The organism is Arthrobacter sp. DMZ02-1R (genome assembly GCF_057747935.1).
The window spans coordinates 2204738-2216807 of the sequence record NZ_CM173230.1 but is presented as its reverse complement, the minus strand read 5'-3'; the positions used below and the strand labels follow the sequence as shown (position 1 = coordinate 2216807).

8 protein-coding genes are annotated in these 12070 nt (G+C 62.8%); 1 reads left to right on the top strand and 7 read right to left on the bottom strand.

Going from position 1 to position 12070, the window contains the following annotated elements; translation table 11 throughout:
* Positions 1 to 50 precede the first annotated feature (50 nt).
* The 7 genes from AC3ANQ_RS10815 to AC3ANQ_RS10785 form a co-directional block, all read right to left on the bottom strand.
* Complete coding sequence (locus tag AC3ANQ_RS10815; protein ID WP_488305053.1) at positions 51 to 719, bottom strand: lysophospholipid acyltransferase family protein; 669 nt, start codon at positions 717 to 719, stop codon at positions 51 to 53.
* Positions 706 to 1422, bottom strand: coding sequence for an HAD hydrolase-like protein (locus AC3ANQ_RS10810; RefSeq protein WP_488305052.1), 717 nt, complete (start codon positions 1420 to 1422; stop codon positions 706 to 708). The genes AC3ANQ_RS10815 and AC3ANQ_RS10810 overlap by 14 nt, the downstream gene beginning before the upstream one ends.
* A 99-nt stretch (positions 1423 to 1521) precedes the next feature.
* Entirely contained in the window at positions 1522 to 4449 is a 2928-nt protein-coding gene (uvrA, locus tag AC3ANQ_RS10805; RefSeq protein WP_488305051.1) for an excinuclease ABC subunit UvrA, read from the bottom strand.
* Between the two features lie 65 nt (positions 4450 to 4514).
* The gene (locus tag AC3ANQ_RS10800; protein WP_488305050.1) at positions 4515 to 4895 is read right to left on the bottom strand and encodes a GntR family transcriptional regulator; all 381 of its coding nucleotides are present in this window, start codon (positions 4893 to 4895) and stop codon (positions 4515 to 4517) included.
* Positions 4892 to 6700 (bottom strand): ABC transporter ATP-binding protein, encoded by a 1809-nt coding sequence (locus AC3ANQ_RS10795; protein WP_488305305.1) that lies wholly within the window; start codon positions 6698 to 6700, stop codon positions 4892 to 4894. The genes AC3ANQ_RS10800 and AC3ANQ_RS10795 overlap by 4 nt, the downstream gene beginning before the upstream one ends.
* Positions 6701 to 6789: 89 nt before the next feature.
* Positions 6790 to 8535 (bottom strand): ABC transporter ATP-binding protein, encoded by a 1746-nt coding sequence (locus AC3ANQ_RS10790; RefSeq protein WP_488305049.1) that lies wholly within the window; start codon positions 8533 to 8535, stop codon positions 6790 to 6792.
* Positions 8536 to 8670: 135 nt separating this feature from the next.
* Positions 8671 to 9450 carry a trans-aconitate 2-methyltransferase gene (locus tag AC3ANQ_RS10785; RefSeq protein WP_488305048.1) on the bottom strand — a complete coding sequence of 260 codons (780 nt, stop codon included), beginning with the start codon at positions 9448 to 9450 and terminating at the stop codon, positions 8671 to 8673.
* Between the two features lie 58 nt (positions 9451 to 9508).
* On the opposite strand from AC3ANQ_RS10785, the gene AC3ANQ_RS10780 reads away from it, so the two are divergent.
* Positions 9509 to 12055: a DEAD/DEAH box helicase gene (locus AC3ANQ_RS10780; RefSeq protein WP_488305047.1), complete on the top strand. Its 2547-nt coding sequence runs from the start codon at positions 9509 to 9511 to the stop codon at positions 12053 to 12055.
* The last annotated feature ends 15 nt before the right edge of the window (positions 12056 to 12070 follow it).

Below are 12070 nucleotides of genomic sequence, written 5' to 3'. Positions count from 1 at the left end.
TCTAGTAAGGGAAAGACGCTACCCCGTACGCACCGGCTGGCTTCGCGGAGCTACTCCGCCGTCTTGCTCTGGTTGTAACTCGTGGAACGTGCCTGGCCGCTCAATGCCGCTATGGCATCCATGATCTTGTCCGTCACTTCGCGGCGGGCAGGCAGGGAATGGTCCGGACCTGTTTTCTCGAAGTACAACGGCTCGCCCACCTTCATGGTGAAGTGCTGCGGACGGACGGTGTTGCGGTCCACAGGCTGCAATTTGTCCGTGCCAATCAGGCCCACCGGCACCACGGGCGCGCCAGTAGTCAAAGCAAGCCAGCCGACTCCCGTCCGCCCACGGTAGAGCAGGCCGTCACGCGAGCGGGTTCCCTCAGGATAGATACCGATGCCCCTGCCGTTCTCCAGGATGTCCAGCAGGGTCTTGAGCGCTTGCACACTGGCCGCCTGCTCTCCGCGTTCCACCGGAATGGATCCAACTGCCTGGAAGAACGCTTTCATGGCGCGGCCTTTGAAGCCCTTGGTGGTGAAGTACTCGGCTTTGGCAAAGAAACCCACCGGGCGGGGCATCAGTGCTTGGACAATCACGCTGTCCAGAAAAGACAGATGGTTCGGGGCCACAATGAATGGCCCTTCCTTGGGCACGTTTTCCAGCCCAATGACCGTGGGACGGCAGGTGCTGGAAATCAGTCCGCGGGTGGTCCAGCGGATGACATCAAAGGCTTCCATCGTTCTGCACCTCGCTCAGGGCCGCCGCGCGGACGGCGTCAAGTTCTTCGATCTTCTTCAGCAACTGCGCAGCGGAGTCCACGACGGCGACGGCTCCTGCTTCCTGAAGCTCGCCGTCGGGGGCAAATCCCCAGCTCACACCGATGCAGTCAAGTCCATTGGCCATGGCACCGGCAACATCCTGGTGGCGATCCCCCACCATCACCGCGGGCTGCGAATGCAACGTCACCAGCGCAGCACCAACGATTTCCACTTTGCCGGGGGCCGTGTTCGCGGCCATTGATTCATCGTCCGAGGCACCGCAGATGGACGCAAAGAAATCAGCTATGCCGTGGTGCTCCAATACGACGCGCGCCAGGCCTTGGGGTTTCTGCGTGGCCACAGCGACCTGACGCCGCGACTCCGCGAAGAACTCAAGGAGCTCCCGGATGCCCGGATAGAGCTGGCTTTGACCAATTCCTACAGATCGGTAGTAGCTGCGGTAAAGCCCAATGACTTCATCGACTCGCCCCGCGGGAACCCCGGCAATGTGCTCCAGGGAATCGCTGAGCTTGGGTCCAACCATGGAGTCCAGCACAGCCTGTTCCGGAACACGGAGGCCAATTTCGCGCAGGGCCGCGGCGATGCCGCCGGTTATGCCACCTGCAGGATCGACAAGGGTGCCGTCCAGATCAAAGATTACGGGCACCATTGTTTGAGTCACCGGGTTAGTTTCTCACGAGTTGAGGCGTGCCTGAAACTCACATGCCGGCCAGGGAATACTCCGGCAGCCGCCGAAATATTCCCTGGTGGGAGCGCCGCACTAACCCAGAATCTCCGCAAGGAAGGAAGCGGTATGGCTTTCCGTGGACTTGGCTACCTGTTCAGGTGTGCCTGTCGCGACGATGCGCCCGCCGCCTGACCCGCCGTTGGGGCCAAGGTCCACAATCCAGTCGGCGGACTTGATGACGTCGAGGTTGTGTTCAATGGTGATGACCGTATTCCCCTTGTCCACCAAGCCCTGCAGCACCATGAGCAACTTACGGATGTCCTCGAAGTGCAGACCCGTAGTGGGTTCGTCCAAGACGTAGACGCTGCGTCCGTTCGACCGCTTCTGGAGCTCCGAGGCGAGCTTCACGCGCTGCGCCTCGCCACCGGACAGCGTGGTAGCCGGCTGCCCAAGCCGGACGTAGCCGAGACCGACGTCGACGAGGGTGTTCAAGTGCCGGGCGATGGGCGTGAACGCCGCAAAGAACTCGGCGCCTTCCTCGATGGGCATGTTGAGGACGTCCGCGATGGTCTTGCCCTTGTAGTGAACTTCGAGGGTCTCCCGGTTGTAGCGGGCACCGTGACACACTTCGCACGGGACGTAGACATCCGGCAGGAAGTTCATCTCGATCTTCAGGGTGCCGTCACCGGAGCAGGCCTCGCAGCGGCCGCCTTTCACGTTGAATGAGAAGCGGCCTGGCTGGTAACCGCGCACTTTGGCTTCGGTGGTTTCCGCGAAGAGCTTCCGGATGTTGTCGAAGACGCCGGTGTAGGTGGCGGGGTTGGAACGCGGTGTCCGGCCGATGGGGCTCTGGTCAACGTGGACCACTTTGTCGAGGTGCTCCAGGCCCGCTACCGAGCGATGCCGGCCTGCAACCTGCTTGGCGCCGTTGAGCTTGTTCGCAAGCACCTTGTAGAGAATCTCGTTCACCAGGGTGGACTTCCCTGAGCCGCTGACGCCGGTCACGGCCGTGAAAAGACCCAGCGGGAAGGTGGCGTCAACGTTGTTCAGGTTGTTTTCGCGTGCGCCGATGACCTTGAGCTCACGCTTCTTGTCGTACTTGCGTCGCTTGGGCGGAATGTCGATCTTGCGCCGCCCGGACAGGTAGTCGCCCGTCAGCGAGTTCGTGTTTTCCAGGAGCTCCTTGTAGGAACCGGAGTGCACCACCTGGCCGCCGTGCTCGCCTGCGCCAGGTCCGATGTCCACTACCCAGTCGGCTTCCTGGATGGTGTCTTCGTCGTGCTCGACGACAATCAGCGTATTGCCGAGATCGCGCAACCGCGTCAGCGTTTCGATGAGGCGCCGGTTGTCCTTCTGGTGCAGCCCGATGGACGGCTCGTCCAGGACATAGAGGACTCCGACCAGGCCAGAGCCGATTTGCGTAGCGAGCCGGATGCGCTGGGCCTCACCGCCGGACAGTGTCCCGGACGGCCGTTCGAGATTCAGGTATTCGAGCCCCACGTCGAGCAGGAACGTCAGGCGTGCCTGGATCTCCTTGAGAACCTGATGCGCGATCTGGGCCTCGCGGTCGGTGAGCGTGAGGCTGCCGAGGAAGTCGGCACAATCGCGCATCGGAAGGGCCGATACTTCGGCGATGGACTTGCCGTTGATCAGCACGGAGAGCGACGCCGGGTTAAGCCGGGCACCGTTGCATGCGGGGCAAGGAACCTGCCGCATGTACTCTTCGTAGCGGTCGCGTGCCCAGTCCGAGTCCGTTTCGCCGTGCTTGCGGTGAACGTACTGGATGGCGCCTTCGAAGCCGGTGCTGTACTTGCGCTCCCGGCCGAACCGGTTGCGGTACTGGACGACCACCTTGTGGTCCTTCCCATGCAGCACCGTCTGCCGAACTTCCTGCGGCAGCTTCTCCCAAGGGGTGTCCATGGAGAAATCGAGCTCCAAGGCGAGGCCCTCCAAGAGCCTGTTCCAGTACTCCGTGGTGGCTGTACCCAACGACCATGGCGCTATGGCCCCCTGGCCCAACGAAAGCTCGGGGTTGGGGACCACGAGGTCTTCATCGACCTCCAGCTTGGTGCCGATGCCGCTGCAGGCCGCACATGCGCCGAAAGGGTTGTTGAAGGAGAAGGAACGGGGTTCGATCTCGTCGATGGCCAACGGGTGCTCGTTGGGGCAGGCAAGGTTCTCGGAAAACGCCCGGATCCGCGCCGGGTCTTCGGCGTCGAGATCGACGAATTCGACCAGCACGCGGCCTTCCGCAAGGCCGAGCGCCGTTTCGATCGAGTCGGTCAACCGTTGGCTGATTCCTTCCTTGACCACCAACCGGTCCACGACTACTTCGATGGAGTGCTTGAATTGTTTGCCGAGCTTGGGCGGATCGCTCAGTTGGACGAGTTCGCCGTCCACCCGGGCACGTGAGTAGCCCTTGGCGGTGAGCTCCTTGAAGAGCTCCACGAATTCGCCCTTGCGTCCGCGGACCACGGGAGCCAGGATCTGGAAGCGTGTGCCGGACTCGAGTTCCAGCAGTTGGTCGACGATCTGCTGCGGAGTCTGCCTTGTGATGGGCTCATGGCACACCGGGCAATGCGGCCTGCCGACACGGGCCCAGAGAAGGCGCATGTAGTCGTAGATCTCGGTGATGGTGCCCACCGTGGAACGCGGGTTCTTACTGGTGGACTTCTGATCGATGGAGACTGCCGGGGAAAGGCCCTCGATGAAGTCAACATCCGGTTTGTCCACCTGGCCCAGGAACTGGCGGGCGTAGGCCGACAAGGATTCCACGTACCGGCGCTGGCCCTCCGCGAAGATGGTGTCGAAGGCCAAGGACGACTTGCCTGAACCCGACAAGCCGGTGAAGACGATCATGGCATCACGGGGAAGGTCCAGGTCCACGTTGCGGAGGTTGTGTTCACGCGCTCCCTTGACCACGAGCCGGGACAGGTCATGTCTCACGGGCGTGGCAGGCTGCGGCGCAGGAACGCTTGCGAGGGATTCGACGGCGGGGACTTCAGCTACGGCTTTAGGCACCCACTAATGCTAATCGAAAACTTCTTCGAATTTCCATGTAGGCCCCCGCAGGCTACTGACGGGTATCAATCCGCGTCATAGGCGGCCGCCAGAAGCTGTACTGCCTCGGCGAAACTGGCGCCCTGCGCCTTGGCCGCGGCCGAGTAGTTCGCCGCAACGGCAGCCAAGGCGCTCCAGCGGTCGTCCCGGGCGCACACCACTGTTCCGTTCCGGCCGCGGGTTGCCACCACTCCGGCCGCTTCAAGTTCCTTATATGCGCGGGCGACGGTGTGGGGCGCGACATCCAGCTCGCCAGCCAGGCTGCGCACCGCCGGAAGTTTGGTCCCGACAGGGAGGGCGCCAGCGTCAGCCAGTTCGATAATGCGGAGCCGAAGCTGCTCATACAAGGCCACGGTGCTCGACTGGTTTGGTCGCCACGAGCCGGGAAACTCGATCGAGCCGCTCACGAGGCTTCACTCTCCCCTTGGACGGCGCGGTGCTTGACGGTCCGTGCCGGCGTCGCTGCCAACTCGCCGCCTCCGACGGCAAATTGGGCGTCGTGCAACCGGGCATAGTGCCCGCCAAGCTCCAGCAGCGAATGATGGGTGCCGTGTTCAACGATCCGTCCGTGGTCCATGACGAGAATTAGATCAGCGTCGCGGATGGTGGACAAGCGGTGAGCGATGACGAACGACGTCTTGTTGCTCCGCAATCTGTGCATCGCCTGGCGGATGAGGACTTCCGTGCGGGTATCCACCGAGCTTGTGGCTTCGTCCAGGATCAGGATGGGGCGGCCGGAGAGCCGCGCACGGGCGATGCTCAGCAATTGCCTCTGCCCCTGGCTAAGCGGTTCCCCTCCATTGCTCAGCATGGTCGAGTAGCCGTTCGGCAGCGAGCGGACAAAGTGGTCCACGTGGCTTGCCTCGGCAGCGGCCACTATGTCCGCGTCGCTGGCACCTGGACGTCCGTATTCGATGTTCTCCCGAATGGTGCCCGTGAAAATCCAAGGATCTTGAAGGACCACCCCGAAGTTGCGACGGAGGGCATCACGTCCCATGTCCGCAATATCCGCGCCGTCAATGGTGATCTTCCCGGAGCCGAGTTCATGGAAACGCATGAGGAGGCTGATCAGCGTGGTCTTCCCCGCGCCGGTGTGTCCCACAATGGCCACCGTTTGTCCCGGCTCCACGCGGAATGACAGGTCCTCGATCAGTGGCGCGTCGGCGCGGTAGCTGAAAGCAATGTGTTCAAAGGAAACCCTTCCCGAAGCGAGATCGAACTGCGCATCGGGCTGCCCGCCGGACCCCGTCACCGACCCGGCCTCGGTGCGAACGCCAGTCCCGATTTCCGTTGACAGTTCCGGCTCGTCCAACAATTCGAAGACCCTGCTGGCGGAAACCGCGCACGATTGCAGGATCTGGGCCATGCCGCCGATCTGGCCCAACGGCTGGCTAAAGAGCCGGTTGAATTGTATGAACGCCTGGATCCCGCCGATACTCATCGCGCCGGCAAGGAACTGGAGCGCCCCCACAATCGCAACCCCCACGTAGCTGGCGTTCGAGACGAAAGCCATGAGCGGCATCAGCAGCCCGGATGCGAACTGTGCCTTGGAACTCGCGGAATAGAGCCCGTCGTTGTGGGCAGCGAAGCGGGCGGCCATCGCAGATTGCGCCCCGAAAAGCTTGATGGTTTCGTGGCCGGTTGCCGTCTCCTCCACTAGGGAGTTGACGTCCCCCGTAGCTTCCCACTGCCGGACAAAGTACTTCTGCGAGCGCCGGGTCACCACCACTGACGCGAGGGCCGATACCGGCACAGCCAACAGGGACACGAGGGCCAGCAAGGGTGAAAGCAGCAGCATCATCCCCAGGGATCCGATGACCATCAACGCTGAGGTCAGGAGTTGCGCAAGGAGCTGGTTAAGGGTTTGTGCCACGTTGTCGAGGTCGTTGGTGGCACGGCTGAGAACATCTCCCCGGGAGCGGCCGTCGTAGTAGGCCACGGGAAGCCGATGCAATTTCGCTTCAACCGCTTCCCGGAGGTCGTGCGCGAGCCGCTGGACAGCGAGGGCGTTGAGCCTGCCTTGGGCCCAGCTGAGCAGCGAGGCGACTGCGTACATGGATGCGGCAACGAGCAACAGCATGATGAATCGCCCTGCGTTGAACGGTGCGCCGAAGACGGTGGCTGCAATGACGTCGGTGGCGTCGCCCAGTATCTTGGGGGCCGCGACGTTGAGCGTGGCAAAACCGCAGATGCACAGGATCGCGGCGGTCATGACTCCCCGGGCGGGCTTCAGCAAGCCCGCGAGGCGGAGAAGCGACCGCGCCGGCTTCTCAGTGGGGGCGCGGTGCGCGCTGTCGCCGCTCACGCGGCCTCTTCCGTTTCGAGCTGGGACGCCACGATCTCCTGGTAGGTCTCCGAGGACACAAGGAGTTCCTCGTGGGTTCCCTTTGCCACCAGACGGCCCTGGTCGATGAGGAGTATCTGGTCTGCCGACACCACCGTATTGACCCTCTGGGCGACGATGATGACGGTTGCCTCCCGCAGTTCGGGTTCGAGTGCGGCCCGGAGCCTTGCCTCGGTCGCCGCGTCCAGGGCTGAGAAACTGTCGTCGAACAAATAGACCGAGGCGGGGCGCAGGATTGCGCGGGCAATGCACAAGCGCTGCCGCTGGCCGCCGGAGAGACCGGCACCGCTCTGGGACAAGGTGGTTTCCAGACCTTCGGGAAGTTCGGCCACGAAATCTTCTGCCTGGGCCGTCTCGAGGGCTTGCCACAATTGGGAGTCCGTTGCTGACGGCAGCGAAAGTCGCAGGTTTTCCGCGATGGTTCCACGGAACAGCCATGTCTCCTGGGGCACGACGGCGAGCCGGCTGCGCAAGGCACCCAGGGGAACCGTGGCGATGTCCTGGCCATCGAGCGAGATGCTTCCGCTTGTCGCCTCAAGGAGCCTGGGCACAAGGCTGACGATAGTTGACTTGCCGCTTCCGGTGGAGCCGATCACCGCCGTCGTGGTTCCCGGGGCCGCTTCGAAAGAGATGTCTTCCAACACCGGCGCCTCAGCTCCCGGATAGGCGAAGGAGACGTTGTTGAAGCTCAATCCCCCCGTCCGCTCAGGACCTCCCGCGCTCCCGCCAGATAGGTTTCCCGGCACGGCCAATTCGGATTCAGCATTGAGCACTTCGGTAACTCGTTCAGCGCTGACGGACGCACGGGGAGCCATGCTCAGCACATACATGGCCATCATGATCGCGAGGAGAATTTGCATGATGTAGGCGATGAATGCCGTGAGTGCACCCAATTTCATGTCGCCGTCGATGATGCGGCGGCCGCCGAGCCAGACCACCCCGGCTGAGGACAGGTTGACGACGATCATGACGAGTGGAAGCATGGCCGCGACAATCCGGGCAGAACGGAGATTGTTATTTGTCAGGGCGTCATTGGCGGCCTCGAACCGTCGCATTTCAAATGGTTGGCGGACAAAGGCCCTGATGACTGCGGTACCCAGGATCTGTTCGCGAAGCACGCTGTTGATCCGGTCCACCAAGCCCTGGCCCTCCCGGTACAGCGGCACGAGCTTGCGGACGATCAAGAGCATGATGATCAGCAGCACTGGAATGATCGCAAAAACGATCCACGACAATGCCACGTCCTGTTCGACTGCCAGAATGACGCCGCCTATGCCCATGACCGGCGCTGCCACCAGCATGCTGAACACGATCACCGTAATGTTCTGCAGCTGCAGGACGTCATTGGTGGTCCTGACCACGAGGCTGGCGGGCCCGAAGGCCGCCACGTCCTGGTCCGGCAGGGAATGGATCTTGTCGAAAAGGTCCTGCCGGAGCCCTCTGCCAAGCTTCATGGCGACGATGGCGCCAAGGTAGCCGGTTAGCACTGCAGCAAGCACCTGAACAACTGCGAGGAGCAGCATCCAACCGCCCAGTCGCAGTATCACTTCGCTTTTCCCGGCAACAAGGCCGTCGTCGACGATCTTGGCATTGAAGGTGGGCAGGAGGAGGGTGGCTCCGATCTGGACCAGTTGCAGCAAAACTATGGCCAGTACTTGGGTCTTGTAGGGGGCTAGGCGCTGCAGCAGCAAGGATGCCAGCACTTTGCCTCCAATCGTTGGTCTCCGGAGCGGCGGATTCCACACGATGCCGCCCCGCGATGGCCTTGTCATTGTAGTTCAGATCACACTGGTATTCGGTGCAATTCCAGCACTTCCGGAACCAAGAATCGCTCTTTCTTAGCCACGTTTTTGGGCCACGGCGAAAATCCTGCGGAAGGGAAACACGGTGCCGTGCCGGTCCGTCGGATAGGCCTCTCGCAGCATGGCTGCGTACTGGTTTTCGAAAGCGGCCGCTTCGCCCTCGGGAAGGGCGGCAAGCACAGGACGGAGACCCGTCCCCCGCACCCAGTGCAGCACGGGGTCGGGTCCCGCGAGGAGTTGCTGGTAGGTGGTTTCCCAGGCGTCGGCGTCGCATCCGGCGTCGAGCATGATCCGGAGATAGTCCGCTGGTTCCCCGACGGCGTCGTCGTGACGCAGCACACCGGACAATCTTCCGGACCATTCCGGCGAACCGGCCAGCTCGCGCATGAGTGTATGGGAGGGGGCACCGAAGTTTCCCGGGACCTGCAGGGCAAACCACGCACCGGGCTTCAGCGCGTCCAGCCACGCGGCGAGCATGGCCCGGTGTCCGGGCACCCATTGCAGGGCTGCGTTGCTGACCACGACGTCGGTGTCCCCTTCCGGTGTCCACCTTGCGATGTCGGCGCGCTCGAACGAAAGACCCGGCCGGGCGGCAGTGAGCAGTTCGGCTTTCGCCAGCATCTCGGCAGAAGAGTCCAGCCCGACGACGGCGGCACCGGGCCAGCGCGCCGCGAGGGTCGCCGTCAGGTTCCCCGGACCGCAGCCCAGATCCACCAAGCGCCGTGGATCCTCCGCCAGGATTCTCGAGGTCAGGTCAAAAAACGGGCGGTCGCGGTGATTGCCGAACTCGACGTACTTGGCTGGATCCCATTTCACTGCTGTCTCCATCGTCCGTCTCCGTGGTCTCCTCCTCTCCACACTAAGCTGGAAGGCAATGAAACTTCTTGAGCAGCTTCCCGAAACCTCCGACGCCGGATCGGGCAACGGACGCGTTGACCCGGACGAAATCTACACACGCTTCGTTGAGTGGACGGAGAGCCGCGGGCTGCAGCTGTACCCTGCGCAGGATGAAGCCATCATGGAACTCGCATCCGGCTCCAATGTCATCCTGGCAACCCCCACCGGCTCCGGAAAGTCGCTGGTAGCCATCGCGGCGCATTTCGAGGCCATGTCCCGGGGAATGCGCAGCTACTACACCGCCCCCATCAAGGCCTTGGTCTCCGAGAAGTTCTTCGCCCTCTGCGAGATCTTCGGAGCGGAGAACGTCGGCATGATCACTGGTGACTCGGGGGTCAACCAGGACGCGCCCATCATCTGCTGCACCGCCGAAATCCTCGCCAACATCGCCCTGCGCGAAGGCAAGGGAGCCGAACTCGGCACGGTCATCATGGACGAGTTCCACTTCTACTCAGATCCCCAGCGGGGTTGGGCCTGGCAGGTGCCGCTCCTGGAGCTCCCGCAAGCCCAGTTCCTCCTGATGTCAGCGACGTTGGGGGACGTCAGTCGCTTCGAAACCGGCCTGACCGAACTCACCGGGCGGTCCACCACCACCGTCAGTTCAGCTGAACGCCCCATCCCCCTGCACTATTACTTCCAGGAAACTCCCGTCCACGAAACCCTCGAGGAACTCCTGAGCACCAAGCAGGTTCCCGTTTATGTGGTGCATTTCAGCCAGGTCGAAGCGATCGAACGCGCCCAAAACCTCATGAGCGTCAACATGTGCACCCGCGAGGAGAAGGACAAGATCGCCGAGCTGATTGCCGGCTTCAGGTTTGCTGCCGGATTCGGCAAGACCCTGAACCGGTTGGTCCGCCACGGCATCGGCGTCCATCACGCGGGCATGCTGCCCAAGTACCGGCGGCTCGTGGAACAATTGGCCCAGGCCGGGCTCCTGAAGGTCATCTGCGGTACCGACACGCTCGGCGTGGGAATCAACGTTCCCATCCGCACCGTCCTCTTGACGGCCCTGAGCAAGTACGACGGCGTCCGCACCCGTTTGCTGAACTCCCGCGAGTTCCATCAGATTGCCGGCCGCGCGGGCCGCGCAGGCTATGACACAGCCGGAACGGTTGTGGTGCAGGCTCCCGAACACGTGGTGGAGAACGCGAAGGCGATGGCCAAGGCCACCGCGAAATTCGGTGACGACCAGAAGAAGCTACGGCAAGTGGTGCGAAAGAAGCCGCCCGAGGGATTCGTCTCCTGGGGACAACCCACCTTCACGCGTTTGGTGGAATCGGTCCCGGACCCGTTGACCTCGAGTTTCACGGTGACGCATGCGATGTTGCTCAACTTGATGGAACGTCCTGGCGACCCGTTCGCCGCCACGCGCCGCCTCCTCACCGAAAACCACGAGGCACGGTCCGCCCAGCTGCAGCTCATGAAGAAGGCCCTGGGTATCTACCGCGAGCTGTTGGCCGCAGGAGTGGTGGAACGCATTCCCGAAGCCGAGCAGGAGAAGGAAGGGCGTTCCGTTCGATTGACCGTCCACCTGCAAGCCAACTTCGCACTGAACCAACCGCTTTCGCCTTTTGCGCTTGCCGCGCTGGAGCTCCTGGACCCGGACTCGCCGTCGTACGCTTTGGACGTTGTGTCCGTGATCGAGGCAACCCTTGAGAAACCCCGCCAAATCCTCTCTGCGCAGCAAAAGAAGGCACGCGGCGAGGCTGTCGCCGCCATGAAGGCCGATGGCATCGATTATGACCAGCGCATAGCGATGCTTGAAGAGGTCAGCTACCCTCAGCCCCTCGCGGAGATCCTGGGCGAAGCTTTCGAGGTCTACCGCAAGGCCGCTCCATGGGTGGGCGACTTTGAGCTCGCGCCCAAGTCGGTGGTACGCGATATGTACGAGCGTGCCATGAACTTCGGTGAGTTCGTCCAGTTCTATGGACTGGCCCGCTCCGAGGGCATTGTGTTGCGGTATTTGGCAGACGGCTTCAAGGCCTTGCGCCAAACAGTCCCGCAGGATGCCCTCCGCGAAGACCTCGAGGACCTCATCGCGTGGCTGGGCGAACTTGTCCGCCAAGTCGACTCCAGCCTGCTGGACGAATGGGAGGAGCTCACGTCCGGCGCGGCCCCCACGCCGCACGACGCCCCGCCTCCCCCACCGCCGTCGCTCACGTCCAACACCCGCGCCTTCCGGGTCATGGTCCGCAACGAAATGTTCCGGCGCGTTGAGCTGTTCGCGGACGAGGATGCCGCCGCTTTGGGCGAGCTCGACGCCGGCAGCGGCTGGGATGCGGAACACTGGGAAGACGCCCTGGACGACTATTTCGACGAACACGACGACATCGGGACCGGCCCCGACGCCCGCGGCCCGGGCCTCCTCATGATCACCGAGGAACCTGGCATCTGGCGTGTGCGGCAGATCTTCGACGACCCCGCACGCAACCATGATTGGGGCATTTCCGCCGAAGTGGACCTGGAAGCCTCGGACGAGACCGGTACCGCCGTGGTCAGGGTGACCGCGGTCAACCGCCTCTAGGCTCCTAGTAAGCTC